We start from the raw sequence: 26,292 nt of genomic DNA, 5'->3' as shown, positions 1-26,292 counted from the left end.
TGCCAATAGCCTTCGGGTCGTCGAGGTCTGCTGTCCGAAGACGAACATCGGTTACGCGTACCGTCGCCACAACAGAGGCTTGCTCAAGCCGATACGCCGAGCGCTCCGCATCCGTCTGAAGGCTTTTTGGGAAGGGGCAGTCACACGGAAAAGCGTGACTGACGGTCCACAAAAGTCCCAAGGCAGCTGCGGAGGCCGCACGCATTATTCAGCCCACCGAACCTTCGAGGCTGATCGAGATCAGCTTCTGGGCCTCGACGGCGAACTCCATCGGCAGCTGCTGCAGCACGTCGCGGACGAAGCCGTTGACGATGAGCGCGGTCGCCTCCTCGTTGGAGAGGCCACGCTGCTGGCAGTAGAACATCTGGTCTTCCGAGATCTTCGAGGTGGTGGCCTCGTGCTCGAACTGCGCGGAGGAATTCTTCGACTCGATATAGGGCACGGTGTGCGCGCCGCACTGGTCGCCGATGAGGAGCGAGTCGCAGTTGGTGAAGTTGCGCGCGCCCGTCGCCTTGCGGTGCGCCGAGACGAGGCCCCGGTAGGTGTTCTGCGAGCGTCCGGCCGAGATGCCCTTCGAGATGATCCGGCTGGTGGTGTTCTTGCCCAGATGGATCATCTTGGTGCCGGAATCGACCTGCTGCATGCCGTTCGACACGGCGATGGAGTAGAACTCGCCCCGCGAATTGTCGCCGCGCAGGATACAGGACGGGTACTTCCAGGTGATCGCCGAGCCGGTCTCGACCTGCGTCCACGAGATCTTCGAGTTGGCGCCCCGGCAATCGCCGCGCTTGGTGACGAAGTTGTAGATGCCGCCCTTGCCGTCGTTGTCGCCCGGATACCAGTTCTGGACCGTCGAGTACTTGATCTCGGCGTCGTCGAGGGCAACGAGCTCGACCACGGCCGCGTGGAGCTGGTTGTCGTCGCGCTTCGGGGCGGTGCAGCCCTCGAGGTACGAGACGTAACTACCCTTGTCGGCGATGATCAGGGTCCGCTCGAACTGGCCGGTGTCGCGCTCGTTGATGCGGAAATAGGTCGACAGCTCCATCGGGCAGCGTACGCCCGGCGGAATGTAGACGAACGATCCGTCGGAGAAGACCGCCGAGTTGAGCGTCGCGAAGAAGTTGTCGGTCACGGGCACGACCGAGCCGAGGTACTTCTTGATGAGGTCCGGATACTCGCGGATGGCTTCCGAGATCGGCATGAAGATCACGCCGGCCTTCGACAGTTCGGCCTTGAAGGTGGTAGCCACCGAGACCGAGTCGAACACCGCGTCGACGGCGACCCGGCGCTCGGGGGCGATGCCCTCCAGCACCTCGACCTCGCGGAGCGGAATGCCGAGTTTTTCGTACGTTTTCAGAATTTCTGGATCGATTTCATCCAAGGACATGGCGGCAGGCCGCTTCGGGGCCGCATAGTAATAAATATCCTTGTAGTCGACCTTGTCATAGGAGACCCGGGCCCAGTCGGGCTCCTGCATGGTCTGCCAGCGCTTGTAGGCGTCGAGGCGCCAGGCGAGCATCCACTCGGGCTCTTCCTTCTTGGCCGAGATGAAGCGGATCACGTCCTCGGAGATGCCCTTTTCGGACTTCTCCATCTCGATGGTGGTCTCGAATCCATACTTGTACTGGTCGAGGTCGATGGATCGGACCCGGTCGATGGTTTCCTGCACGGCAGGCATTGGCGTCTCCTGATCGACCCGGCGTCAAGGGCCGGGCGTGTTCGCGAGAAATGGTTTGGGCGGGCCGCCGGTCAGGCGGCCTGCCCTCGCCGTCGATATAGGGTGTCGACGAGGCGTTCGCAGGCGGCGAGACAGCGCGTCCCGTCGCTTATCGTGCTGTTCCACCCGAGACTGACGCGCAGGGCCCCTGCGGCCAGGGCAGGGCTGACGCCCATGGCGGCGAGGACCGGTGAGCGGGCGACCTTGCCCGACGCGCAGGCCGACCCGGACGAGAGCGCGACGCCGGCGAGATCCAGCGCCATCAGGGCCGTCGGCGCATCGAGGCCCGGAATGGAGAAGCTCACGGTGTTGGGCAGGCGCGGTGCGGCCTCGCCGAACACCACGAGGTCGGGCGCCAAGGCCCGCAGCCCTGCCTCGATGGTATCCCGCAGAGCCTCCTGCGTCTCGCCGAGCCCGACCATCTCGGCCGCCACCCCCATGCCGACGAGGCCCGACAGGTTCTCGGTGCCGCCGCGCAGGCGCCCCTCCTGGCCGCCGCCCCGCAGGAACGCCGAATCCAAGGTGACGCCCTCGGCGAGCACCAGGGCGCCGACGCCCCGGGGGGCGGCGAACTTGTGGCCCGAGAGGGTGAGGGCATCGAGGCCGAGGCCGGAAAAATCGAGCGGGATCTTGCCCACCGCCTGCACGGCGTCGGAATGGACGAGGGCCCGGCCGTGGCCGCGCGCCAGGGCGACGACCTCGGCGAGCGGCTGGATCACGCCGGTCTCGTTGTTGGCCGCATGAATCGAGACGAGGACGCCCTCCCCCCGGTGCCGGTCGAGGCAGGCGGCGAGGGCGGCGAGATCGATGATGCCGCTGGCATCCACCGGAACCACGTCGACGCGCTCGGCCGGGAAGCGATGGCCGGCCGACACGCAGGCATGTTCGGTGGAACCGATCGCCAGCCGGGTCGGCGCCGGCTCGCCGGATCGGCGCAGGGCGCCGGACAGCACGGTGTTGGCGGCCTCGGTGCCGCCGCTCGTGAACACGACCCGCCCCGAGCCGACGCCGACGAGGCCGCCCACCTGCACGCGCGCGCGCTCCAGGGCGGCGCGGGCCGCACGCCCCTCGGCATGCACCGAGGATGGGTTGCCCGGGAGGGCGAGCGCCCGCGCCACGGCCGCAGCGACCTCCGGCCGAACCGGCGAGGTCGCGTTGTGGTCGAGATAGGCGCGCGGCGAAGTCATGCTGGCGAAGTCATGGGGCGAAAACCACTGGCGGTCTCAAGGTCGAGGACGACAAATCCTTGCTTTTGCCCCCCACGATCATGCTAAGGCGCCGAAGAACCATGTTCCGACACCCCGTCGTGCAAGGGACGCAGCGACCCGGACGCGCCCGAACCGCTTGTTTAGAATAATTCTAGTCCACTAGAACCATTCTAAGAGCGCTTTTAAGTTCGTGCCCCGTCGAGTCAAGGCGTTCCGCGCGGGGCCTGCGTTGCGTCTGCCGTCGCGCGCCACGTCCTGAAGCTTGTGAGAGATCCATGCCCGAAGTCATCTTCACCGGTCCGGCCGGCCGTCTCGAGGGACGCTACCAGGCCCCCAAGAAGAAGGGCGCGCCCATCGCCATCGTGCTCCACCCGCACCCGCAGTTCGGTGGCACGATGAACAATCAGATCGTGTACAATCTGTTCTACACCTTCGCCAACCGGGGCTTCGCCGCCCTGCGGTTCAACTTCCGCGGGGTCGGACGCAGCCAGGGCGCGTTCGATCACGGCACCGGCGAACTCTCCGACGCCGCCTCGGCCCTCGACTGGGTGCAGTCGGTCAACCCGGAGGCCCGCGCCTGCTGGATCGCCGGCGTGTCGTTCGGATCGTGGATCGGGATGCAGCTGCTCATGCGGCGCCCAGAGATCGAGGGCTTCATCTCCATCGCCGCCATGGCCAACCGCTACGATTTCACCTTCCTGGCGCCGTGCCCGTCGTCGGGCCTGTTCGTCCACGGCTCCGAGGACCGGGTGGCCCCGGCCCGCGAGGTGATGCCGGTGATCGAGAAGGTGAAGGTGCAGAAGGGCGTCATCATCGAGCACCAGATGGTCGAGGGCGCCAACCACTTCTTCGACGGCAAGGTCGACGAGCTGACCCAGACCGTGGACACCTACCTCGACAAGCGCCTCGGCACGAAGGAAATGACCGCCTGAGGTGGACTCGCCGCAACCGGACTTGTCGCGTTCCCCTTCCCTCACGGGGAGGGGGTCTAGCCCCGGTAAGCCACCAGCACGGCCCCCGTGGCGATGAACGCCACCCCGAGCCAGTTCGCCGGGGACAGCCGCTCGCCGAGGAAGACAGCCCCGAAGATCGCCACCAGCACCACGCTCAGCTTGTCGACGGGTGCGACACGGCTGGCTTCGCCGAGTTTGAGAGCGCGAAAGTAGCAGATCCACGAGCCCCCGGTGGCGAGGCCCGACAGGACCAGAAACACGTAGGTCCGGCCCGACACCGACCCGAAGGGCTGCCACTGCCCGGTGCCAACGAGAATGGCACCGAGCGCGCAGAGAATGACGATGGTCCGGATGAAGGTGGCGAAATCAGAATTGACGTTGGCGATCCCCACCTTCGCGAAGATCGCGGTCAGGGCCGCGAAGGCGGCCGAAAGCAGCGCCCAGAACGGCCAGGACCCGAGCAGGGATTTCACGGAGCGACGCCCGCCGAGAACCGATTCCAGTCCTCAGGAAGGGCAACATCCAGCAGAGTCGTCACAGTCCCCTCAATGCTGGGGAGCCGTGGTGAAGGCGCCGCCGCGGATCCGGTCCGGGAAGCCCTCGGCGTAGCGGGCGGTCGCCTCCTCGCCGTAGGTCATCACCAGCTCCTGGAACGCCGCGAACAGGGCGGCTTGCGCCATGCAGTCGCCGTCGAGGCCGTCGAGACAGCCTTCGGCGAAGGCCTCCGACACGTAGCCGAGCGCGGCGCGCTTGCTGTCGATATCCGCCTCGAAGGGCGCTTGGGCTGATTCAGCGTGCATGGCCACAGCATCGTTGGCGCCGAAGAAACGCTCGGCACGTTGAGATGATGATAGGGCGCACGGCCGGGCCCGCAAAGCCAGGAATTGCGAAGCGGTTAACGCCGGCGCTCGAATTGCGCGGATTCAGCCTTGCCCGCGCGGGTGTGGCCTGGCCGCATCATCCCCCGAACCGGCTCGCCAGGGCATGCGACAGACGCTCGCCCTCGGTCACGAACCGGGTGGCCGCTTCCTGTGCCGACGGGGTGCAGACCCGGTAGGTCAGGGCGTAGCCGCGATAGCCCCGGTTGTAGGCGCCGGCGAGGCGATCGCGCCGCCCGGGGGTCACGCCCTCGGCTTCCAGCAGCGCCTTCATCCGCACGGGCCACTGGCCCGCATCGGGGGCGGTGCAGAGCTCGCGCAGGAACGCCAGCGCCCCGACGATCTCGGAAAGCCGCATCAGGTCGCGGTCGTAGGGCGCCGGCGGCGGCTCGGGGGCGGGGGCCGGCTCCTTCTCGGCCGGCCTGTCGCTCCGGGGCGCGGCGCGGGCGGCGCCCCCCCGCCCCTGCTGGGCCTCGGCCCCCGGAATCGTCGCCAGAATCAGGCAGAGGGCGAGAGCGGCAACCGGTCCGGGCTTCGTCACGCGGCGGGTGTCCCGGGCAGTTCGGATGTTCCATACCCGGCGACCCGGGCGAACGCGGCCGCCACGGTGCCGTCGAGGCCGGGCGTGGTGTCGAGGCCGGCGAGGTCGGCCAGGGTCGCCCAGCGCACGGCGAGCGCCTCGGGCCCGGGCACCGGTTCGCCACCGGTCCACAGGGCGGCGTGGGGATGGACGACGTAATGGTGGCGGGTCCGGCCGTCCTCGGCCCGCAGGATGATCTCCGTCGGGGCCAGCACACCCACCACCGCGGCCGTGAGGCCAACCTCTTCGCGGAGCTCCCGCAGGGCGGCGTCGGCGAGCGCCTCGCCGGCCTCGACCAGGCCGCCCGGCAGGGTCCAGACGCCGCGCATGGGCGCGTTCGCCCGGGCGGCGACGAGCACCCGGTCGCCCCGGATCACCGCGATGGAGGCGCCGACGAAGGGCCGCGTCGGGAACAGGCGCGTGGCGTCGTCGGGCGATGCCGGTTCACTCATGGACGACAGCTCACGGATTGGGGTTCACCACGGCGATGCGCCCGTCGGCGAGGCCAACGAGGAGGCGGGCGGCCGCCCCGGCCCCGAGGGTGGCGACGCCGAAGGCGGCGGGCGCCGGCAGGGGCGCGCGGGCGCGCTCCGTGATGGCGCCCTTCAGGGACACGATCGCGAGGGCCGAGCGGTCGGCCACCGGCACGGCGAGGTCCACGGCCCCGTCGCGGGGAAGGAGCGCCGCCAGATCGGGACCGCCCTCGCCCGGTGCCGCGGCGTCGTAGCCGGGTGCCGACAGAAGGGGCCGCAGGGCGCCGCCCTCGTAGGCCCACAGCCGCAGCCGCGCGGTTCCGTCGGCCGAGCCCGTCGCGGCGACCTGCATCCGGCCGGTGCCGGAGAAATCCGCGACGCCCGCCACCTGAAGCGGCCTGCCGGGCTCGGCGGGGCTGCGCGCCCGCACGCTCCAGCCGGACTCGGCGGGCTCGACGACCATCAGCGAGGACCCGTCCTCGGTCTCGCCCACCGCCAGGATGGCGGGGCGGCCGTCGAAGGCCGCGATGCGCGGCGCGCGCGGGGCGAAGGCGGGATCGGGCGCGGGCCGGACCGTCGCGGTGGCGACGGGCACGGCCTTCGGCTCCGCACTCATGGGAACGGCCTTCCGCTCGCGGATCACGAGCGCGCCCGCGCCCAGCCGGCCGCGCACCGTCACGGGCTCGGCGAGATGGGCCGAGAGGGCGCCGGACAGCGCCCGGCGGGACCCGGGAAGCGCCCCGCGCGGGGTCTCGGCGGCGGCCAGCCCCTCGACGGCCTCGCGGCCGAGGAGCGTCGCGGTGACGTGCCCATCGACGAGGGCGAGGACCGCGCCCCCCGCCTCTCCCCAGACCACGGCGATGGGCCCCCCCTCCGCCGCCGCGCCCGTCCCGCCCGGCTTCGGCCGCGCCAGGGGGAGGAGGCCGGAGGTCGCCACCGCGATCGCGACCTCGCTGCCGGGGCCGCGCAGGGCGCTCGCCGAGAACGGCAGGTCGAGAATCGTGACGGCCGGCTCGGCGGCGGCCGGGAGCGGAAGGGCGACGAGCAGCAGGGCAACGAGGCGCGCGGGCGACCGCCCCCGTTCAGACATGCTGGCCGCCGTTGATGTGCAGCTCGGCGCCGTTCACGTAGGACGAGGCCTCGGTGCACAGGAAGTAGATCGCCTTGGCCACCTCGTCGGGGGTGCCGAGACGGCGCTGCGGGATGCCGGCGACGATCTTGTCCGTGCCGGGCGACAGGATGGCGGTGTCGATCTCGCCCGGCGAGATCGCGTTGACCCGCACCCCGAGGGGTCCGAAATCGCTCGCCATCTCGCGGGTGAGGCCGGCGAGCGCCGCCTTCGAGGTACCGTAGGCGGCGCCCGCGAAGGGATGGACGCGGGACCCCGCGATGGAGGTGACGTTGACGATGGAGCCCTTGGCCCGGGTCAGCTCCTCGCACAGGCCGCGCGCGAGCAGGAGCGGCGCGAACACGTTGACCTGGAACACCTTGCGCCAGTCGCCGAACTCCGTGGCGATGGCGCCGAGGCGCTCGCCGTTGGCGCCTTTGGGCGAAATTCCCGCGTTGTTGACGAGGGCGTGGAGCAGGCCGCCCTCGTCGGCGAGGCGCCCGGCCACTTCCCGGATCCCCCGCATGGTGTCCTCGGGATCGGCCAGATCGACCTGGAGGTGATCCTCCGGCCCCATTTCCCACGGGCAGTTCTCGGGAAACGCGTGGCGCGAGCAGGTGATCACCCGCCAGCCGGCCGCCGAGAAGCGCTTGACGGTGGCGTGGCCGATGCCGCGGCTGGCCCCCGTGAGCAGCATGACGCGGCGGCGTTCGTTGGAGGATGTGGCCAAGACCGTTCCTTCGGGATCGGGAGGCGGTCAACGAAAGAGCACCCGCCGCACCGGCCTCAAGGTCTAAGCGCCGCCGGTCCTAAAATCCAGGGTCCATCCCGCGCCGCACCAAGCGGCGGCGCCCGCCCTCGGGGATCGTGCCCCCACCCCATCGGGTCACGGATAGAGCCGGGCCCCCGCCCAGCCATCGCCGGCACGCGTGAACCGCACCCGGTCGTGCAGGCGGAACGGGCCGTCCTGCCAGAACTCGATCGAGACCGGCGCGACCCGAAAACCGATCCAGTTCTCCGGGCGCGGCACCGGACCGTCCTCGAACCGGGCGGCGAGGGCCGCCACCTCCGCCTCCAGGGTGGCCCGGTCGGCGAGCGGCCGCGATTGCCGGCTGGCATGGGCGCCGATGCGGCTGTCACGGGCCCGGCTGGCGAAATACGCGTCGGCCTCCTCGGGGGTCACATGGGACACGGGGCCGCGGGCGCGGATCTGCCGGCGCAGGCTCTTCCAATGCAGCACCAGGGCGGCCTGGGGGTTCTGCGCCAGTTCCTCGCCCTTGGCCGAGTCGGTGTTGGTGTAGAACACGAACCCGCGCGCATCGACGCCCTTCAGGAGAACCATCCGCACGTCGGGCAGGCCGTCCGAGCCGGCGGTGGCCAGCGCCATGGCGTTGGCGTCGTTGGGCTCCGACGCCTCCGCTTGCGCCATCCAGGCGGCGAACAGGGCCCAGGGATCCGTCGCGCGGGTGAAGTCGTTCGACGGGGCGAGGTCATCGATCCTTAACCGATCCAAGGCGAACATCCTGGCTAACGTGAGATCCGGGTCGGGGGGCACCGACGTGGGGCGCGGTTGGCCATCGGTCCTCTCCCGTCGTGAGATCAAGTGTAATGCGTCGGTGCGACTTTAGGACGAAAGGGGCGGCGGCCAAGGTCCCCGCCGCGGGTTTTTCGCGACGGACCACGGCTTGCGGCGGAACGCGCCGCCCTTCCCGCGCGGCGTCGCATGCCTGGCGCGCCCTCGCCGCCCTGGTGTTCCTGCCCCTGTCGGGCTGCGGCCTGCCGATCATCACCTTCCAGACCGAGACCGTCGCGGAAGCCGCCCTGCCGCCGGAACCGACGAGCACCGGCAGCATCGCGCGTCCGCCCGAAAGCTTCGGCCGCGACCTCGGGGCCGAGGATTGGCGCCGGGCGCACGCGGCCCTGTCGGTGGCCCTCGATCCGCAGGGCAACGGCCGCCCGGTGAAGTGGGACAACCCCGAGACCAGCCTGCGCGGCTCGGTCAATCCGACGGGCCTGCCCTACGTGTCCGACGATCAGGTCTGCCGCGACTTCCTCGCCTCGGTGATCGCGCCCGGACGGAGCCGGTTCCTGCGCGGCACCGGCTGCAAGCCCTCGGGGGGCGAGTGGGCCCTGAAGCGCGTGCGCGGCACCAAGACGGCGATCTGACGCCGGCAACACGGCCTGACACTGGCGGCCTGACACTGGCGGCCTGACACTGGCGGCCTGACACTGGCGGCCTGACACTGGAAGGAACCGCCCGGGAAACGGCGCCCGCGATGGTGCGCCGGCGAAATCTCCGGGCCTCGCGTTGCGAACCGGCCGCGAACCGTCCACATCAGGCGCGATGAATCCGAGGCAGCGAAACCGCCGGCTCCCCACGGCCAAGCTCCTCACGGCACCGAGACAGTGTTGACCGATGCGCAATCCCTACGACGTCCTGGGTGTGCCCAAGGGTGCCAGCGAAGCCGACATCAAGAAGGCTTACCGCAAGCTCGCCAAGGCCTACCACCCCGACCGCAACGCCGGCGACGCCAAGGCCAAGGACCGCTTCGCCGAGGCGAATTCGGCCTACGAGATCCTGGGCGACGCGGGGAAACGCGGGCAGTTCGACCGGGGCGAGATCGACGGTGACGGCAAGCCTCGCGCGAGCGGGTTCGAGGGGTTCGGGGGCTTCGGCGGCGGCGGTGGACGGGCCGGCGGGTTCGGCTTCGAGAACGCGGCCCGGGGGCGCGGCGCCGGCGGCCCCGGCGGCGGAGGGCCTGGGGGCATGGGCGACGACATCTTCTCGCACCTGTTCGGCGAAGCGTTCCGCGCCGGGGCCGGTGGGGCCGGCGCCGGGCAGCGCGAGCCGGCCAAGGGCGAGGACGTGGCGGCCGAACTCGCCGTGACCCTCGAGCAGGTGGCGAGCGAGGAGAAGCTGCGCCTGTCCCTGCCGGGCGGGCGCGACGTCGACGTGGTGGTGCCGCGCGGCGTGATCGACGGCCAGGTGATCCGCCTGCGCGGCCTCGGATCGCCGGGCGGGCGCGGCGCGCCGGGCGACGCGCTGCTCACCATCCGCATCCTGCCGCATGCCCGCTTCACCCCGGACGGGGCGGATCTGCGCGCCTCCGTCGAGGTGCCCCTGGAGGACGCGGTCCTGGGCGGCCCGATCCGGGTGCCGACCCTGACGGGCGCCGTCGAGATGCGGATCCCCGCCATGACGAGTTCGGGCCGGACCTTCCGGCTCAAGGGCAAGGGTCTGCCGAAGAAGGACGGGACGCGGGGCGACCTCTTCGCCACCACCGCCGTCGCCCTGCCGAGTGCCGAGGACACGGCGCTCACGGATTACGCCAAGGCCCGGCGCGCCGCCCGGGTCGGCTGAGACGCCGCACGTCTCACGCGGAATCCGGCACGGAAAACCCGGACTTCCGTCACCGGCATGCCTCCGCTAAGAGTGCGCGCGGCGCATGCCGTTATAGAGAGTGCGCGCGGCGCGTCCGTCCGTCCGATCCCTCCGGCCGGGCCTCGGCATGCCCGGCGACGCTTCTGGCTCAGGTGACTTCATGGCGGACACGAACCCGGTTCACGATCACGTCGGTGGCCTGCACGTCGGCGGCCTTCTCGCCGGCAAGCGCGGGCTGGTGCTCGGTGTCGCCAACAACCGCTCCATCGCCTGGGGCATCGCGAAATCCGCCGCCGCCCACGGGGCCAAGCTCGCCTTCACCTACCAGGGCGACGCCCTGAAGAAGCGCGTCGAGCCCCTGGCCCGCGAACTCGACGCCCACGTGGTCGGCCATTGCGACGTCACCGATCCGGCCTCCATCGACGCGGTGTTCGCCGCCACGGCCGAGGTGTTTCCCGAAGGCCTCGATTTCGTCGTCCACTGCATCGCCTTCTCGGACAAGGACGAGCTGACGGGCCGCTACCTCGAGACCTCGGAGGCGAACTTCACGAAATCGCTCCTGATCTCCTGCTACTCGTTCACGGCGGTGGCCCAGCGCGCCGAGAAGCTGATGCCGAACGGCGGCTCGCTCCTCACCCTGACCTATTACGGCGCCGAGAAGTGGATGCCGCACTACAACGTCATGGGGGTGGCCAAGGCCGCGCTCGAAGCCTCCGTGCGGTATCTGGCCGCCGACCTCGGCCCCTCGAAGATCCGCGTCAACGCCATCTCGGCCGGCCCGATCAAGACGCTCGCCGCCTCCGGCATCGGCGACTTCCGCTACATCCTCAAGTGGAACGAGTACAACGCCCCCTTGCGCCGCACGGTGACCATCGACGAGGTCGGCGAGACCGCCGCCTACCTCGTCTCGGACATGAGCCGGGGCATGACCGGCGAGATCCTCCACGTCGACGCCGGCTACCACGTGGTCGGCATGAAGAACCCCGAGGCGCCGGACCTCAGCCTCGACAAGGATTGAGGCCGGGCGGTCACGCGGTCCCGTCGCCCTCGCGCGCCATGAAGTCGGCGATGAGGGCGAAGTAGCCGGGCAGGAGGTCGGCGAGCACCGCGCGCCCGGCCGGCGTCAGGGTGATGCGCTTGGCCCTGCCGTCCCCCGGAACCGGAGCGCTGCCGAGCAGGCCCGCCCGCGTCATGGCCTTGACGGTTTCGGTCACGACGGGACGTGAGATGTCGAGCCGGTCGGCGATTTCACTGCCCATGAGTCCCCCTTGCCCGGGCTCCCGATCGATGACGATCAGGATGAGGAAGCGGGTCTGCGACAGCGTGTGGGCGGTGAAGTACGCCTCCAGCGCGCGCATCAACAGGCTTGCGCGCCGCAGGAGCCGAAGCGCCTCGGCGACGGCCTCGGCATCCATGCCCGGGTAGCGGTCAGAGTAGCTCTGAAGCATCACCCGCGTGGGCAGCTCCTTCAGGAAGAACATGCGCCCTCCCCGATCGCGCGCAACCGCGTGATCGCGACCGGCTCGGACAGCCACGTCCGATACCGCTCGAACACGGCGCGCGTATAGGGTTGGGCATGGTGAGCGGCGAGGGCCGCCTCGTCGTCCCAGACCTCGTAGAGGTAGAGCGGCCCGTCGCCGTCCCGGTCGTCATGCAGCGTGAAGCGGCGGCAGCCCGGTTCGGACCGTGTGACCGTCAGGATCGCCAGGACTGCGGCACGGGCGGCGGCGCGATGTTCGGGCTTGGGCGTGATCCGGGCAAAGAGCACCAATGGGTCCGGCATGACGAGCCTCCTTTTAGTTAGGATGCTAATCACTAGGCCGACCTGCCCTTTCCGGCAAGGCCGGGCGTCCCGGGCGCGCGTGCGGCTCACCCCTCACCGCTCAGGCGTGGGGTCCAATCCTCCACGGCGCTCCGCTCCAGGCGCCGGGCGGCGAGGCTCCGCCAGGAGGTCGACAGGGTCTCGAGGGCGGCGATCTCCGCGAGCGCCGCCCGGTCAGCACCGCCTCGATCGCGATCCTCATGGACTCCGGGGTCCTGGGTTTCTCGCGGGATCATACGAAAAGATCACCTCGACACCGGCGTCGCAGCCGAGTTCCAGAAGGACGGGACGCCCCCAACAGGACACGCGGTGCGCCCCTCAATCCGGCACGGTCATCCCGGCCACGCCCGGTCGCGCGTCCGGGACGCGTGGGTCCATCGCCTCCAGCGTGTCCGCGATGGTGCGGGCGACGAGGAGGTTGCGGAACCACTTGCGGTTGGCCGGGACCACGTGCCACGGCGCGTCCGGCGTCGAGCACTGCCTCAGCGCATCCGCGAAGGCGGCCTGGTAGGCGTCCCAGGACCGGCGCTCCACGAGGTCGGCGGCGTCGAACTTCCAGTGCTTCTCCGGGGTGGCGATGCGGGCCTCCAGGCGCTCCTTTTGCTCGGCCTTCGAGATGTGGAGGAAGAACTTCAGGATCGTGGTGCCCTCGGCGGTGAGCATCCGCTCGAAATCGTTGATCTGGCCGTAGCGCGCCCGCCAGACCGGCTCGGGGACGAGGCCCTTCACCCGCACCACCAGCACGTCCTCGTAATGGCTGCGGTTGAACACGCCGATCATGCCGCGGCCCGGCGTCTTGGCATGGTAGCGCCACAGGAAGTCGTGGGCGGCCTCCTCGGCGCTCGGCACCTTGAACGGCCACACCCGGCAGCCCTGCGGGTTCACGCCCTCGAACACCGCCCGGATGGTGCCGTCCTTGCCGCCGGTGTCGATGGCCTGGAACACCACCAGCAGGCTGCGCCTGTGCTCGGCGTAGAGCCGTTCCTGCAGGGACACGATGCGGGCGCGCTCCACGGCCAGCGCCTGCTTGGCCGCCGCCTTGTCGAGGCCGCCATCGGCGTTCGCATCGACGGCGGAGAGATCGAAGGCGGATCCTTCCAAGGCTCGCCCCGGCGCCACGGTGACGATTCCGGGGGTGGCGTCAGCACGGGAGGCCTTGTGCGGCTTGCGGGAACCGCCCTCCTCCGCCACCGTTCCCCCGGGCTTTCCCCGGGCTCCCGACTTCGCACCGGACTTGCCGGATTCCGGCTTGATGGGCTTGTGCGGCATATGGAAATTCGTCCGCTGACGATCGAGGCGCGCAGGATCTTGAAACCTACCAAGACCTCGAAACCAGCCGAGCCCCTGGAACCGACAACGATCCGCAAGCGCGGCCGTTCCGATGCGCGTCGCGCGGCAGCCGACAAGCGCCGCCCGGCAGATGGGAAGCGGCGCGCGGTGGGGCGTGCCTCATGACCCCGACCCTCTACGTCGTCCGCCACGGTCAGACCGACTGGAACGCGGAAGGCCGTCTCCAGGGCCAGCGCGACATCGCCCTCAACGCCGAGGGCCTCCGCCAGGCCGACGAAGCGGCCGGGCGCCTGGCGCAGGCGGCGGGCGCGGATCTCCCCCGTCTCGACTTCGTCGCGAGCCCCCTGGCCCGCACCCGCAGCACCATGGAGGCCGTGCGCGCCCGCCTCGACCTCGCGCCCGAGGCCTACCGCACCGACGCACGCCTGAAGGAGATCAGCTTCGGCACGTGGGAAGGCTCGACCTGGGCCGAGATCCGGCGTCGGGACATGGCCCGGGCCCTGGCGCGCGACCGCAACCGCTGGGGTTACCGGCCGCCGGGCGAGGGCGGGGAGAGCTACGCCATGCTGGTCGAACGGGTCGCCCCCGCCCTCGCCGCCCTCGAGGGGCCGGCCTGCATCGTCGCCCATGGCGGCGTCGCCCGCGCGATCCTGGTGATCCGGGGCTGCCTCGGCATCCGCGAGGCGCCGCGCATGGGCATCCGCCAGGGCGGCGTCCTGGTCATCGAGGGCGCGACTTGGCGTTGGGCGTGATGGCGTTGGGCGTGATGGCGTTGGGCGTGATGGCGTTGGGCGTGATGGCGCTGGGCGTGATGGCGCTGGGCGTGATGGCGCTGGGCGTGATGGCGCTGGGCGTGATGACGTTGGGCGTGATCCGTATTCCGGCCCGGTCCTGCGGGCGGATCGGGTCTCTCACGTCCGGTCAAACGTGCTAAGGCACCGCCGAACTTCGGGCGTTGCCGCGATTCCGGCGTGATCCGAGCGCCTTACCCGGCCAGAACGAAGCGCATCCGAGGCTCGCCACAGGCAGCGGGCCCGAGGATCCGGCAGCGGAGCAGTGGATGACCAGTCTCGCCGAGACAGCCCGGCCCCTGGCGGATGGGCCCACGCGCCAGTCGGTCCTGTCCGGGCAGGAGACCCCGCGCGGCCAGGCGAGCCTAACCGGAAAGGCGGTCCTGCGCGGCGAGGCACGCCCCGACCTCATCCGCGACGAGGTCCTGGGCGAGATTTTTTCCGCCAGCGCCGCCGCCCGCCCCGATCATCCGGCCCTCGTCGACGGGGCGCTCAGCGACGCCGACGGCGCCCACCCGGCCCTCACCTACGCCGAGGTCGAAGCGCGGGCCGGCGCCATCGCCCGGGGGCTGGCGCATCGCGGCATCGGCCCCGGCGATGTCGTCGGCCTGTGGATGGCGCGGGGTCCCGACATCCTCGTGGCCCAGATCGGCATCACCCTGTCGGGCGCCGCCTGGCTGCCCTTCGACGCCGAGGCCCCGGCCGACCGCGTCGCCGTGTGCCTCGCGGACGCCGCCGCCAAGGCGCTCCTCGTCTCTCCGGCCCTGGCGTCCCAGGCCCCCGACGCCGCACCCGCCCTCACCGTGGACGCCCTGCTGGCGGGAACGCCGGCGGATGCGCCCCGACCCGACCCGCGTGCGCTGGGGCTGACGCCCCAGCACCCGGCCTACCTGATCTACACCTCGGGCTCGACGGGCGTGCCGAAGGGCATCGCGATCAGCCACGCCAACATCTGCCATTTCCTGCGGTCCGGAAACGCCCTCTACGGCATGCGGCCCGACGACGTGGTGTTCCAGGGCGCAAGCGTCGCCTTCGATCTCTCCATGGAGGAGATCTGGGTCCCCTATCTCGTCGGCGCGACCCTGTTCGTGGCCTCGCCGGCCATGATGGGCGACGTCGAGGCCCTGCCGGGCATCCTCGCCCGCGCCCGCGTCACGGTGCTCGACACGGTGCCGACCCTGCTCGCCATGATCGCGGAGGACCTGCCCACGGTGCGGCTGGTGCTCCTCGGCGGCGAGGCCCTGCCCGAACCCCTGGTGGCCCGCTGGGCGACGGACGGCCGCGCCCTGTTCAACACCTACGGGCCGACGGAGGCGACGGTGGTCGCCACCGCGGCGCAGATGCGGGCCGGCACGCCCGTCACCATCGGCGGCCCGATCCCGAACTATTCGGTGTACGTCGCCGGCGAGACCCTCGAACTTCTCGAACCCGGCCAACCCGGCGAGCTCCTCATCGGAGGCCCCGGCGTCGCGGGGGGCTATCTCAAGCGCCCCGAGCTGACGGCGGAGAAGTTCATCGCCAACCCCTACCCCTCCGACGGGACCGACCCGGTCCTCTATCGCTCGGGCGATGCGGTCTCCGTTGACGCGGCCGGCAACATCCTGTTCCACGGCCGCATCGACGATCAGGTGAAGATCCGCGGCTTCCGGGTCGAGCTCGGCGAGATCGAATCGCGCATCCAGGTGCTGCCCGGCATCAACCAGGCGGCGGTGGTCCTGCGCCAGGACGACGGCGTCGACCGCCTCGTCGCCTTCCTGGTGCCCGAGCGCGGCATCGAGATCGACAAGGCCGCCCTGCGGCAGACCCTCGCCGGACAGATGCCGCCCTACATGGTGCCGGGGCATTTCGAGGTGGCCGAGGTGCTGCCGCGCCTGACCTCCGGCAAGGTCGACCGCAAGGCCCTGCGGGCGGCGACGCTGACCGTCGCCGACGTCTCGGGCGAGCAGGAGCCCCCGCGCAACGAGACCGAGGCGGCGCTCCTGGCGGCCGCCAACCAGGTGTTCGGCAACCAGGCGATCCCGTTCGAGGGCGACTTCTTCACCGATCTCGGCGGCCATTCGCTGCTGGCCGCCCGCTTCGTCGGCGCCGTGCGCGAGGCGCCGGCGCTCGCCGCCATCACCCTGCAGGACGTCTACGGCCGGCGCACCCTGCGGAGCATGGCCGACGCCCTCATCGAACGCACCGGCGGGGCCGGGGCGCAGATGGCGGTGCGGGACCTCAGCTTCGCCCCGCCCTCGTTCCGGCGGCGCTTCCTCTGCGGCCTCGCCCAGGCCGCCGCCCTGCCCTTCGTCATCGCGCTGGCCACCTCGCAATGGCTCGGCATCTTCGTGACCTACCTGCTGCTCACGGGCGGCGGGCTCGGCTTCTTCGGCGAACTCGTCGTGCTGCTGCTGGTCTATATCGGCATCAACGCCGTCACCGCCGCCATCGCGGTGGCGGCGAAATGGCTGATTCTCGGGCGGACCAAGCCCGGGCGCTACCCGCTCTGGGGCGTGTACTATTACCGCTGGTGGCTGGCGCAGCGCCTGACGCCCCTGGTGCACATCAAGTGGCTCCAGGGCTCGCCGGCCATCGTGTTCTACCTACGCCTGCTCGGCGCGAAGGTCGGCGACGACACCCTCATCTCCGACGCGGAGATCGGTGCCCCCGACCTCGTCTCCATCGGCCCCGGCGCCTCCCTCGGCGGGCGCCTCGTCATCGCCAACGCCGAGGTGGTGGGCGACACCCTCATCATCGGCCGGGTCACCATCGGGGCCGATGTCGCCATCGGCGCCTCCTGCGTCATCGGCCCCGACACGACCATCGGCGACCATGCCGAGATCGGCGACCTCACCACGATTCCCACCGGCACCGTGGTGGGCCGGGCCGAGATCTGGGACGGCTCGCCGGGCCGCCGCGTCGGCACCGCCGACCCCACGCTGCTGCCGGAGCCCGCCACGGCCTCGCCGCAGCGGCGCCTCGCCTTCGGGGTGCTCTACGCCTTCCTGCTGGCGGCGATCCCCGCCATCGGCCTGCTGCCGATCTTCCCGGCCTTCTACATCTTCGACCAGCTCAGCGACTCGCTGTCCGACCTGACGGACATCGACTACCATTGGTACCTGCCGCTGCTGACCTGGCCCACCGCCATGCTGATGACGGCCGGCACGGTGTTCCTCATCGCCGGCATCCGCTGGGCGATCCTGCCCCGCGTCTCGTCCGGCACCCACTCGATCCACAGCGGGTTCTACCTGCGCAAGTGGACGGTGGCGCTCGCCGCCGAGGTCACCCTCGAGACCCTCTCGTCGCTGTTCGCCACGGTCTACATGCGGGCGTGGTACCGGCTCATGGGCGCCCGCATGGGCCAGGGCGCCGAGATCTCGACCAATCTCGGCGGCCGCTACGATCTGGCCGATATCGGCGCGCGCAACTTCGTCGCCGACGAGGTGGTGTTCGGCGAGGAAGAGATCCGGCGCGGCTGGATGCACCTGCACGAGGTCCATACCGGCGCCCGCGTCTTCGTCGGCAACGACGCCGTGGTGCCGCCGGGCGCCGTGATCCCCGACGACGTGCTCATCGGCATCAAGTCGAAGCCGCCGGCCAACGATCTCATGGCGCCGGGCGACACCTGGTTCGGCTCGCCGCCGATCAAGCTGCCGGCGCGCCAGCGCGTCGATCTCGGCTCCGACCTCCAGACCTACGAGCCCGGCCTCGGTCCCAAGCTCCGGCGCGGCATCTTCGAGGCGTTCTCGACCTCGTTCTCGCCGATGCTGTTCATCACCCTCGCGATCACCGCCATCGACTGGTACTTCTACCCCGCCATCCTGGCCCAGGACTGGACCGGGCTCGCCGTCTCCTTCGTGGCGGTCAGCGTCGCCATCGCGTTCATCCAGTCCTTCACCGTCATCGCGGTGAAGTGGCTGCTCATGGGGGTCTACAAGCCCGGCATGCAGCCGATGTGGTCGTGGTGGGCCATGCGGACGGAGGCCGTCGCGGTGCTGTACTGGGGGCTCGCCGGCAAGGTCCTGCTCGAGCACCTCGTCGGCACGCCGTTCCTGCCCTGGATGCTGCGGCTGCTCGGCGTGAAGGTGGGCAAGGGCGTGTGCATGCTCACCACCGACATCACCGAGTTCGACTGCGTCACCATCGGCGACTACGCCACCATCAACCGCACCTCGGCCCTGCAGACCCACCTCTACGAGGACCGCATCATGAAGGTCGGCCGGGTGGTCGTCGGCGAGGGCGTGTCGGTGGGCGCGTTCTCGACGGTGCTGTACGACACCAAGGTCGGCGCCTATGCCCGCCTGCGCCCCCTCACCATCGTGATGAAGGGCGAGTCGATCCCGCCCCATTCCGAATGGGAAGGCGCCCCGGCGGTGCCGGTGGTGCATGCCGCGGCGAAACAGAACGCAGCCTGAGGGTCGGGCCTCAGGTTCTTGAGCGAAACGCCCGCGTGCATCCCCTCTCCCCGCCTGCGGGGAGAGGGGATGCACGCCCACCGTAAGAAACCTCAGACATCCCGGTCACTTGGGCCGCGTGAGGGATGGCGGACTCACCCCCGCGCCGCCAGCGTCTCCTCGAACACCACGGCCTCGCCCCGCGACGGAGCGGTGAGTTCGCCCTGCCACATCACGGGGGCGCCCCGCACGACGGTGCCCACGGGCCAGCCCGTCACCGTGACGCCGTCATAGGGCGTCCAGCCGCATTTCGAGGCGATCCAGGCGTTGCGGATGGTCTCGCGGCGCTTCAGATCGACCACGGTGACGTCGGCGTCGTAGCCCACCGAAAGCCGCCCCTTGCGAGCGATCCCGAACAGGCGCTTGGGGCCGGCACTGGTGAGATCGACGAAGCGCGCCAGCGACAGGCGCCCGGCGGCCACGTGGTCGAGCATGATCGGCACCAGGGTCTGGACCCCGGTCATGCCGGAGGGCGAGGCCGGATAGGGTTTCGCCTTCTCCGACAGGAGATGCGGCGCGTGGTCGGAGCCGAGCACGTCGGCCACCCCCTGGGACAGCCCGTGCCAGATGCCGTCGCGGTGCGACGCGTCGCGCACGGGCGGGTTCATCTGCACCAGGGTGCCGAGCCGCGCATAGGCCTCCCCCCCGTCGAGGGTGAGGTGATGCGGCGTCACCTCGCAGGTGGCGACGTCCTTGGCTTGCCCCAAGAACACCATCTCTTCCCGGGTCGAGATATGCAGGATGTGGATGCGCGCCCCCGTGGCGCGGGCGATGCGCACGAGGCGCTCCGTCGCCTTGAGCGCCGCTTCGGGCGAGCGCCAGACCGGGTGCGAGGACGGGTCGCCCGGCACCTGCCGATCCACCTGCGCCCGCAGCATCGGCTCGTCCTCGGCGTGGAAGGCGGCGCGGCGACGGGTGCGTTTCAGGATCTCGGTGACGCCGGCATCGTCCTCCACCAGCAGGGAGCCCGTGGAGGAACCGACGAACACCTTGATGCCCGCCGCCCCCGGCAGGCACTCCAGCTCGGCGACCTGGTGGGCGTTCTCGTGGGTGCCGCCGACCCAGAACGCGAAGTCGCAATGCATCCGGTGATGCGCCCGCGCGACCTTGTCGGCCAGCGCTTCGGCGCTGGTGGTGAGCGGATTGGTGTTGGGCATCTCGAACACCGCCGTGACGCCGCCCATCACCGCCGCGCGCGAGCCCGATTCCAGATCCTCCTTGTGGTCGAGGCCCGGCTCGCGAAAATGCACCTGGCTGTCGATGACGCCCGGCAGGAGGTGCAGGCCGGTGCAGTCGCGCCGCTCCGTGGCGTCGGCCCGCGACAGGTCGCCCAGCGCCGCGATGCGCCCCGCCCGGATACCGAGATCGGCCCGGTGTTCGCCGTCCTGATTCACGATCGTGCCGCCGGAGAGCACGAGGTCGAAGGGCTGGTCCATCAGGGGGCTCCACATTGAGACGCGGGTGCCGGCGGCTTATGTCAGGCGCCAGTGGCGTGCAACGCCACGGGAATTTCCGGAGCCCTCATGCCCATCGCCCTCCTGCCCGACCGCGCCGTCGTCACCTGCACGGGCGAGGACGCTGCGGGCCTGCTCCAGGGCGTCGTCACCTGCAACGTCGAGACCCTGGAGCCCGGCGAGGCGCGCCTCGGCGCCCTGCTCACCCCCCAGGGCAAGGTGCTGTTCGATTTCCTCATCTCCCGGATCGACGTCCCGGGGGCGGATGGCGGGTTCCGCCTCGACACCGACGCCGCCCGCGCGCCCGACCTCCTCAAGCGCCTCACCCTCTACCGCCTGCGCGCCAAGGCGGCCCTGGCCCTCGACCCGACGCTCGGCGTCGCCGCCGCCTGGGGCGGTTCGGACACCGCCATCGACACCGATCCGGTGCGGGACGGCCGCCTCGAAGGCCTCGGCAACCGCCTCTACGCGGCGCAGGGCGCCTTCTCGGCCGACGCCACGGAGGCCGATTACCACGCCCACCGCATCGCCCTCGGCATCCCGGAGGGCGGGCGCGACTTCGCCTTCGCGGACGCGTTCCCGCACGAGGCGCTCATGGACCAGCTCGGCGGCGTCGATTTCAAGAAGGGTTGCTACGTCGGCCAGGAGGTGGTGTCGCGCATGCAGCACCGGGGCACAGCCCGCACCCGCCTCGTGCCGGTGGTCGCCCTCGAAGGCACCCTGGAGAGCGGGGCCGAGGTGACCTCCGGCGCACGCAGCCTCGGCACCGTCGGCAGCGTCGCGGGCGGGCGCGGCCTCGCGATGCTGCGCCTCGACCGGCTCGCCGACGCGCACGCGACGGGCGAGCCCCTGCGGGCGGGCGCCGCGCGCCTCGGCGCCGAGAAGCCGTCGTTCGCCACCTTCGCGTTCCCGGAGACGGTGCAGGCCGGCTGAACCGGGAAAGACCGGCAGAACCAAGGAAGACCGGTTGACCGGAAGCGGTTTGTTCCTGCCTCGTTCTCCGGTTATGAGTGGCCATGCTGTCCGACGAATCCGGCCTGATCCACCATCCCGACGGATGTCCCCGCTGCTGGTGGGCCGGCGACGATCCCGTCTACGTCGCCTACCACGACACCGAATGGGGCGTGCCCGAACACGACGGCCGGGCGCTCTACGAGAAACTCATCCTCGACGGGTTCCAGGCCGGCCTGTCCTGGATCACGGTTCTGCGCCGACGCGAGGGTTTTCGACGCGCGTTCGCGGGCTTCGATCCGGTCGCCATCGCGCGCTTCACCGAGGACGACGTCGCGCGGCTGATGCAGGACACCGGCATCATCCGCAACCGGGCCAAGATCGTCGGCACCATCGCGGGGGCGAAGGCCTTCCTCGCCCTCGAGGAGAGCGGCCCCGGCTTCGCGGCGTTCCTGTGGGACTTCGTCGACGGCACGCCGATCCAGGGCACGGCCACGGCGCGGGCCGGCATCGCCACGGAGACGGAGGTGTCGCGGCGGATGGCCAAAGCCCTGAAGGCACGGGGCTTCGCGTTCTGCGGCCCGACCATCGTCCACGCCTTCATGCAGGCGGTGGGGATGGTGAACGACCACCTCGTCGGCTGCCACCGCCACGCCCCCTGCGCCGCCCTCGGTCGGCCCGGGAACCAGACGTCGAAGGGCACAGCGTGAGCCCGCCGCGCGCCTGGCAGCGCATGCTCTCGGGCCGGCGCCTCGACCTCCTCGACCCGTCGCCCGACGACATCGAGATCGCCGACATCGCCCACGGCCTCGCCCGCGTCGCCCGCTGGAACGGCCAGACGGCCGGGCCGCACGTGTTCTCCGTGGCCCAGCATTCCCTGCTGGTGGAGGCCATCGGCGCCGGCCTCGTGCCCGGCCTCGCCCCGGCCCGGCGCCTCGAACTCCTCCTGCACGACGCGCCCGAATACGTGATCGGCGACATCATCTCGCCGTTCAAGGCGGCCATCGGCGATTCCTACAAGGCGGTGGAACGGCGTCTCCTCGCCGCCATCCGTGCCCGCTTCGGCCTGCCGGAGCCGAGTCTCGAGGAGGTCCGCCTGGTGAAGTGCGCCGATGGAATCGCCGCCTACTGGGAGGCGATCCGGCTCGCTGGCTTCGACCGTGCGGAAGCCGCCGCCGTCTTCGGCGAGCCGGGCCCCCTCACCGCCGAGGCCGAGGCCCTGATCGAGCCGTGGCCGACCGCCCTGGCCCAGAATCGCTTCCTCGCCCGTTTCCTCGACCGCTTCCAAGCCCCGACGCCGGACACCTGATGCCGACCCTCCACGTCTGCCCCCTGTCGCGCCTGCCCGAAACCCTGGCGGAGACGGGCGCGCGCCGCCTCATGACCCTCATGAAGGCCGGCACCGCCATTGCCCGGCCCGAATCCATCGCCGAGGGCGGGCATTGCGTCGTCGAGGTCAGCGACATCGCCGCGGCGATGGACGGCCATGTCCTGGCCGACGATGGCCATATCGGCCGCATCCTCGACTTCGTCGCCGCCTGGGACCGGGCCGACCCCCTGGTGATCCACTGCTACGCCGGGATCAGCCGCTCCACCGCCGCCGCCTACATCGCCGCCTGCGCCCTGGCGCCGGAACGCGACGAGGGGGAGGTCGCCGACGCCCTGCGGGCGGCCGCTCCGAGCGCGACGCCCAACCCGCATTTCGTGGCCATCGCCGACCGGATGCTCGGCCGCGAGGGGCGCATGAGCGCCGCCATCGCCCGGATCGGACGCGGTGCCGACGCGTTCGAAGGCACCCCCTTCACCCTCACGCTGACGTGAGGGGCGCGCATCCCGACGGACGGACGCACCGGACTTGATGTTCTCGTACAGTCTCTTGGGGCCTTTTTCGCAACCGATGTCTCAGCCCGGAGGGTGTGGCCGAAACGACGCCCCGGCGGGCGAATCGGCCTGCGCGCGCGTTGTCCTCAGGCCCGTGGGGTTGTCGAGCGGACGGGGCCGGGCTTAGACCGGCACGATGAAGGGTAGACTGGAATGACTTCAGCGCGCTCCGCCGCACCGGCGTCGATCGATGCTGGCGCCGATGCCGACGCCGGGCAGGATCTGTCCGCGATACGGGATCTGCCGTTCGAACAGGCCCTCGAACAGCTCGAAGGCATCGTCCGCAGCCTGGAGAAGGGCGACGTGCCCCTCGACGAATCCGTGGCGATCTACGAGCGCGGCGAGGCGCTCAAGCGCCATTGCGACGCGCTGCTGCAGCGGGCCGAGGCGCGCATCCAGAAGATCACCCTCGGTGCCGACGGCAAGGCCGCCGGCACGGCGCCCCTCGACGTGGACTAGCCATGCGTTCGGGGCGCGGACCGGGATGTCCGCCGGCGACGAACGAAGCCCGCGGCTTCATCGGGCCGTGTCGAAATCATCAAGCGCCGCAAGCCTTTGCGCGCATATCTTTCCTCCGGGCGTGAGGTCTGTTCGGTGTCACAGCAAAACTCGATTCTAGACGGTCTCGACGAGACGTCCGCGCTGCGTCGGCTTCCCGAGAGCGATCTGCCTGCGGTGGCCGAGGCGGTGCGGGCCGAGATGATCGAGGGTCTTCACCTCGATTCGCGCGCGGCGTGCGATCGACCGCAGCGCCGGCACGGTGGTGGCGTAGGCGGCCGACCAGGGTCGACAGGCGCGGATCACGCTGCGAACAACGGGTCAATGCCAGTGTCTTCAGCCAATCCCTCGATTCTAGACGGTCTCGACGAGACGTCCGCGCTGCGTCGGCTTCCCGAGAGCGATCTGCCTGCGGTGGCCGAGGCGGTGCGGGCCGAGATGATCGAGGCGGTGTCGATCACCGGCGGGCATCTCGGCTCGGGGCTGGGCGTGGTCGAGCTGACGGTGGCGCTCCACCACGTGTTCGACACCCCCGACGACCGCATCGTCTGGGACGTCGGCCACCAGGCCTACCCGCACAAGATCCTCACCGGCCGGCGCGACCGCATCCGGACGCTGCGCCAGCCCGGCGGCCTGTCGGGCTTCACCAAGCGCTCGGAGAGCGTCTACGACCCCTTCGGCGCGGCGCATTCCTCGACCTCGATCTCCGCGGCCCTCGGCATGGCGGTGGCGCGCGACCTCGACGAGGCGGAGGCCAAGGCCAAGGGCGCCCCGGCCCCGAAGCGCCGCAACATGATCGCGGTGATCGGCGACGGCTCGATGTCGGCCGGCATGGCCTACGAGGCCATGAACAACGCCGGCGCGCTGCACTCGCGCCTCATCGTCATCCTCAACGACAACGACATGTCGATCGCCCCCCCGGTGGGGGCGATGTCGGCCTACTTCGGCGCGGCGCATTCCTCGACCTCGATCTCCGCGGCCCTCGGCATGGCGGTGGCGCGCGACCTCGACGAGGCGGAGGCCAAGGCCAAGGGCGCCCCGGCGGGCAAGCGCCGCAACATGATCGCGGTGATCGGCGACGGCTCGATGTCGGCCGGCATGGCCTACGAGGCCATGAACAACGCCGGCGCGCTGCACTCGCGCCTCATCGTCATCCTCAACGACAACGACATGTCGATCGCCCCCCCGGTGGGGGCGATGTCGGCCTACTTTGCCAGGCTCGCCTCGGGCGGCACCTACCGGTCCCTGCGCGAGACCGCCAAGCAGCTCGGAAAGCTGCTGCCCAAAGCCATTTACCAGCGCGCGGCGGCGGCGGAGGAATATGCCCGCTCCCTCGTGGTCGGCGGCGGCACCATGTTCGAGGAGATGGGCTTCCACTATGTCGGGCCCATCGACGGACACAACCTCGACCACCTGCTTCCCATCCTGAAGAACGTCCGCGACACCGAGCAGGGGCCGATCCTGCTCCACGTGGTCACCCGCAAGGGCAAGGGCTACGCCCCGGCGGAGGCCAGCGACGACCGCTACNTGGACGAGGCCGAGCACCGCGAGGGTGTAGACCGTCTTGCACAACCTCGACCACCTGCTTCCCATCCTSAAGAACGTCCGCGACACCGAGCAGGGGCCGATCCTGCTCCACGTGGTCACCCGCAAGGGCAAGGGCTACGCCCCGGCGGAGGCCAGCGACGACCGCTACCACGGGGTCGTCAAGTTCGACGTGCTGTCGGGGGTGCAGGCCAAGGCCAAGCCCAACGCGCCGGCCTACACCCGCGTGTTCGGCGAGAGCCTGATCAAGGCCGCCGACGCCGACCCCAAGGTGGTGGCCATCACGAGACACCCGCGGGCCAGAACCCCATCGACCNCGGTCTCGGGTCCGTAGGGGGGTCGTCAAGTTCGACGTGCTGTCGGGGGTGCAGGCCAAGGCCAAGCCCAACGCGCCGGCCTACACCCGCGTGTTCGGCGAGAGCCTGATCAAGGCCGCCGACGCCGACCCCAAGGTGGTGGCCATCACCGCGGCGATGCCGGGCGGCACCGGCATCGACCTGTTCGGCAAGGCGCATCCGGACAGGACCTTCGACGTCGGCATMGCCGAGCAGCACGCGGTSACCTTCGCGGGCGGCCTGGCGACGGAGGGCTACAAGCCGTTCGTGGCGATCTACTCGACGTTCCTGCAGCGGGCCTACGATCAGGTGGTGCACGACATCCACCTTCGCGGGCGGCCTGGCGACGGAGGGCTACAAGCCGTTCGTGGCGATCTACTCGACGTTCCTGCAGCGGGCCTACGATCAGGTGGTGCACGACATCGCCCTGCAGAACCTGCCCGTGCGGTTCTGCCTGGACCGGGCCGGGCTGGTGGGGGCCGACGGCGCGACCCATGCGGGCGCGTTCGATCTGGCCTATCTCTGCTGCCTGCCGAACATGACCGTGATGGCGGCCTCCGACGAGGCCGAGCTCGTGCACATGGTGGCGACSTGCCACGCCCATGACAGCGGCCCGATCGCCYTGCGCTACCCGCGCGGCGAGGGCGTCGGCGTCGACCTGCCGGAGCGCGGCGAAGCGCTGGCCATCGGCAAGGGCCGGATGGTGCGCCGGCCCGAGGGCGCGCGGGTGGCGCTGCTGAGCCTCGGCACCCGTCTGTCCGAGGCCCTCAAGGCCGCCGATCTCCTCGAGGCCGAGGGTGTGGCGGTGACSGTGGCGGATGCCCGCTTCGCCAAGCCYCTCGACGAAGCCATGATCCTCGATCTCGCCGCGAGCCACGAGGTGCTGATCACCCTGGAGGAGGGCTCGGTGGGCGGCTTCGGCGCCATGGTGCTGCATCTGCTGGCCGAGAAGGGCGCGCTGGATGCCGGCCGCGTCCGGGTGCGGACCCTGAC

At 70.7% G+C, this 26,292-nt stretch carries 27 protein-coding genes and 3 pseudogenes; 15 read left to right on the top strand and 15 right to left on the bottom strand.

Annotated elements, in window-relative coordinates; translation table 11 throughout:
- Positions 1 to 208: 208 nt before the first annotated feature.
- Positions 209 to 1,678 carry a Fe-S cluster assembly protein SufB gene (gene sufB / locus ASG60_RS07950; protein WP_056174903.1) on the bottom strand — a complete coding sequence of 490 codons (1,470 nt, stop codon included), beginning with the start codon at positions 1,676 to 1,678 and terminating at the stop codon, positions 209 to 211.
- Between the two features lie 71 nt (positions 1,679 to 1,749).
- Entirely contained in the window at positions 1,750 to 2,904 is a 1,155-nt protein-coding gene (locus ASG60_RS07945; protein WP_056384916.1) for a cysteine desulfurase family protein, read from the bottom strand.
- 296 nt (positions 2,905 to 3,200) lie between these two features.
- On the opposite strand from ASG60_RS07945, the gene ASG60_RS07940 reads away from it, so the two are divergent.
- Complete coding sequence (locus ASG60_RS07940) at positions 3,201 to 3,857, top strand: alpha/beta hydrolase (protein WP_056174900.1); 657 nt, start codon at positions 3,201 to 3,203, stop codon at positions 3,855 to 3,857.
- Positions 3,858 to 3,913: 56 nt separating this feature from the next.
- On the opposite strand, the gene ASG60_RS07935 is transcribed toward ASG60_RS07940, so the two are convergent.
- From ASG60_RS07935 to pdxH, 7 genes are all read right to left on the bottom strand, one after another.
- Entirely contained in the window at positions 3,914 to 4,351 is a 438-nt protein-coding gene (locus ASG60_RS07935) for an EamA family transporter (RefSeq protein WP_056359243.1), read from the bottom strand.
- Between the two features lie 72 nt (positions 4,352 to 4,423).
- Positions 4,424 to 4,678 (bottom strand): hypothetical protein, encoded by a 255-nt coding sequence (locus ASG60_RS07930; protein ID WP_056174896.1) that lies wholly within the window; start codon positions 4,676 to 4,678, stop codon positions 4,424 to 4,426.
- A gap of 157 nt (positions 4,679 to 4,835) precedes the next feature.
- A complete protein-coding gene (locus ASG60_RS07925) occupies positions 4,836 to 5,297 on the bottom strand; it encodes a TIGR02301 family protein (RefSeq protein WP_056174893.1) in 462 nt (153 codons plus the stop codon).
- Positions 5,294 to 5,788, bottom strand: coding sequence for an NUDIX hydrolase (locus tag ASG60_RS07920; RefSeq protein WP_056384914.1), 495 nt, complete (start codon positions 5,786 to 5,788; stop codon positions 5,294 to 5,296). Before ASG60_RS07920 ends, ASG60_RS07925 begins: the two co-directional genes overlap by 4 nt.
- Before the next feature lie 10 nt (positions 5,789 to 5,798).
- Positions 5,799 to 6,899 carry a hypothetical protein gene (locus ASG60_RS07915; protein ID WP_056384912.1) on the bottom strand — a complete coding sequence of 367 codons (1,101 nt, stop codon included), beginning with the start codon at positions 6,897 to 6,899 and terminating at the stop codon, positions 5,799 to 5,801.
- Positions 6,892 to 7,614: an SDR family oxidoreductase gene (locus ASG60_RS07910; RefSeq protein ID WP_056095925.1), complete on the bottom strand. Its 723-nt coding sequence runs from the start codon at positions 7,612 to 7,614 to the stop codon at positions 6,892 to 6,894. The genes ASG60_RS07915 and ASG60_RS07910 overlap by 8 nt, the downstream gene beginning before the upstream one ends.
- A gap of 189 nt (positions 7,615 to 7,803) precedes the next feature.
- Entirely contained in the window at positions 7,804 to 8,439 is a 636-nt protein-coding gene (pdxH, locus tag ASG60_RS07905) for a pyridoxamine 5'-phosphate oxidase (RefSeq protein ID WP_082478893.1), read from the bottom strand.
- 224 nt (positions 8,440 to 8,663) lie between these two features.
- Between pdxH and ASG60_RS07900 the strand changes: the two genes are divergently transcribed.
- The 3 genes from ASG60_RS07900 (at position 8,664) to fabI (ending at position 11,317) form a co-directional block, all read left to right on the top strand.
- Entirely contained in the window at positions 8,664 to 9,083 is a 420-nt protein-coding gene (locus ASG60_RS07900) for an RT0821/Lpp0805 family surface protein (protein ID WP_244476625.1), read from the top strand.
- Positions 9,084 to 9,333: 250 nt separating this feature from the next.
- A complete protein-coding gene (locus ASG60_RS07895; RefSeq protein WP_056304878.1) occupies positions 9,334 to 10,278 on the top strand; it encodes a DnaJ C-terminal domain-containing protein in 945 nt (314 codons plus the stop codon).
- Positions 10,279 to 10,459: 181 nt separating this feature from the next.
- Positions 10,460 to 11,317 (top strand): enoyl-ACP reductase FabI, encoded by an 858-nt coding sequence (gene fabI, locus ASG60_RS07890; RefSeq protein WP_056174885.1) that lies wholly within the window; start codon positions 10,460 to 10,462, stop codon positions 11,315 to 11,317.
- Between the two features lie 10 nt (positions 11,318 to 11,327).
- On the opposite strand, the gene ASG60_RS07885 is transcribed toward fabI, so the two are convergent.
- From ASG60_RS07885 to ASG60_RS07870, 4 genes are all read right to left on the bottom strand, one after another.
- Positions 11,328 to 11,780 (bottom strand): MarR family transcriptional regulator, encoded by a 453-nt coding sequence (locus ASG60_RS07885; RefSeq protein WP_056384908.1) that lies wholly within the window; start codon positions 11,778 to 11,780, stop codon positions 11,328 to 11,330.
- Positions 11,768 to 12,082 (bottom strand): putative quinol monooxygenase, encoded by a 315-nt coding sequence (locus ASG60_RS07880; RefSeq protein WP_056174880.1) that lies wholly within the window; start codon positions 12,080 to 12,082, stop codon positions 11,768 to 11,770. Before ASG60_RS07880 ends, ASG60_RS07885 begins: the two co-directional genes overlap by 13 nt.
- Positions 12,083 to 12,168: 86 nt before the next feature.
- Complete coding sequence (locus tag ASG60_RS07875) at positions 12,169 to 12,357, bottom strand: 3-alpha domain-containing protein (protein ID WP_056174877.1); 189 nt, start codon at positions 12,355 to 12,357, stop codon at positions 12,169 to 12,171.
- An 82-nt stretch (positions 12,358 to 12,439) separates the two neighbouring features.
- Positions 12,440 to 13,390: a polyphosphate kinase 2 family protein gene (locus ASG60_RS07870; RefSeq protein ID WP_156368957.1), complete on the bottom strand. Its 951-nt coding sequence runs from the start codon at positions 13,388 to 13,390 to the stop codon at positions 12,440 to 12,442.
- A 182-nt stretch (positions 13,391 to 13,572) separates the two neighbouring features.
- Between ASG60_RS07870 and ASG60_RS07865 the strand changes: the two genes are divergently transcribed.
- From ASG60_RS07865 to ASG60_RS07855, 3 genes are all read left to right on the top strand, one after another.
- Positions 13,573 to 14,163, top strand: coding sequence for a histidine phosphatase family protein (locus ASG60_RS07865; protein WP_056174875.1), 591 nt, complete (start codon positions 13,573 to 13,575; stop codon positions 14,161 to 14,163).
- Positions 14,148 to 14,345, top strand: coding sequence for a hypothetical protein (locus ASG60_RS07860; RefSeq protein WP_056384906.1), 198 nt, complete (start codon positions 14,148 to 14,150; stop codon positions 14,343 to 14,345). Before ASG60_RS07865 ends, ASG60_RS07860 begins: the two co-directional genes overlap by 16 nt.
- Positions 14,346 to 14,471: 126 nt before the next feature.
- Positions 14,472 to 18,596, top strand: a complete 4,125-nt coding sequence (locus ASG60_RS07855; RefSeq protein WP_082531669.1) for a Pls/PosA family non-ribosomal peptide synthetase — start codon at positions 14,472 to 14,474, stop codon at positions 18,594 to 18,596.
- 134 nt (positions 18,597 to 18,730) lie between these two features.
- Here ASG60_RS07855 and ASG60_RS07850 read toward each other — a convergent pair whose 3' ends face one another.
- Positions 18,731 to 20,071 carry a dihydroorotase gene (locus tag ASG60_RS07850; protein WP_056174873.1) on the bottom strand — a complete coding sequence of 447 codons (1,341 nt, stop codon included), beginning with the start codon at positions 20,069 to 20,071 and terminating at the stop codon, positions 18,731 to 18,733.
- A gap of 87 nt (positions 20,072 to 20,158) precedes the next feature.
- Here ASG60_RS07850 and ASG60_RS07845 point away from each other — a divergent pair, with 87 nt between their 5' ends.
- From ASG60_RS07845 to ASG60_RS07825, 5 genes are all read left to right on the top strand, one after another.
- Positions 20,159 to 21,022, top strand: a complete 864-nt coding sequence (locus ASG60_RS07845) for a folate-binding protein YgfZ (protein WP_056174872.1) — start codon at positions 20,159 to 20,161, stop codon at positions 21,020 to 21,022.
- An 83-nt stretch (positions 21,023 to 21,105) separates the two neighbouring features.
- Positions 21,106 to 21,750: a DNA-3-methyladenine glycosylase I gene (locus tag ASG60_RS07840; RefSeq protein ID WP_056175102.1), complete on the top strand. Its 645-nt coding sequence runs from the start codon at positions 21,106 to 21,108 to the stop codon at positions 21,748 to 21,750.
- Positions 21,751 to 21,773: 23 nt separating this feature from the next.
- Positions 21,774 to 22,349: an HD family hydrolase gene (locus ASG60_RS07835; RefSeq protein WP_056385275.1), complete on the top strand. Its 576-nt coding sequence runs from the start codon at positions 21,774 to 21,776 to the stop codon at positions 22,347 to 22,349.
- Positions 22,349 to 22,861 carry a hypothetical protein gene (locus tag ASG60_RS07830; protein WP_056384904.1) on the top strand — a complete coding sequence of 171 codons (513 nt, stop codon included), beginning with the start codon at positions 22,349 to 22,351 and terminating at the stop codon, positions 22,859 to 22,861. The genes ASG60_RS07835 and ASG60_RS07830 overlap by 1 nt, the downstream gene beginning before the upstream one ends.
- 213 nt (positions 22,862 to 23,074) lie before the next feature.
- Entirely contained in the window at positions 23,075 to 23,380 is a 306-nt protein-coding gene (locus tag ASG60_RS07825; RefSeq protein ID WP_056174868.1) for an exodeoxyribonuclease VII small subunit, read from the top strand.
- A 156-nt stretch (positions 23,381 to 23,536) separates the two neighbouring features.
- Here ASG60_RS07825 and ASG60_RS07820 read toward each other — a convergent pair whose 3' ends face one another.
- Positions 23,537 to 23,725 carry a hypothetical protein gene (locus ASG60_RS07820; protein WP_056384902.1) on the bottom strand — a complete coding sequence of 63 codons (189 nt, stop codon included), beginning with the start codon at positions 23,723 to 23,725 and terminating at the stop codon, positions 23,537 to 23,539.
- 18 nt (positions 23,726 to 23,743) lie between these two features.
- Between ASG60_RS07820 and ASG60_RS21890 the strand changes: the two are divergent.
- The 3 pseudogenes from ASG60_RS21890 to ASG60_RS07810 all read left to right on the top strand — a co-directional run.
- A pseudogene (locus ASG60_RS21890) lies at positions 23,744 to 24,946 on the top strand (1-deoxy-D-xylulose-5-phosphate synthase N-terminal domain-containing protein); the annotation flags it as partial.
- A gap of 40 nt (positions 24,947 to 24,986) precedes the next feature.
- Positions 24,987 to 25,280: pseudogene (locus ASG60_RS22585) on the top strand (hypothetical protein); the annotation flags it as partial.
- Between the two features lies 1 nt (position 25,281).
- Positions 25,282 to 26,292: pseudogene (locus tag ASG60_RS07810) on the top strand (transketolase C-terminal domain-containing protein); the annotation flags it as partial.

It is taken from the genome of Methylobacterium sp. Leaf469 (genome assembly GCF_001424745.1).
In the GTDB taxonomy this organism is placed as follows: Bacteria; Pseudomonadota; Alphaproteobacteria; order Rhizobiales; family Beijerinckiaceae; genus Methylobacterium.
Note: the sequence above shows the minus strand (reverse complement) of the source record. Positions and strands in the feature narration are given on the sequence as shown.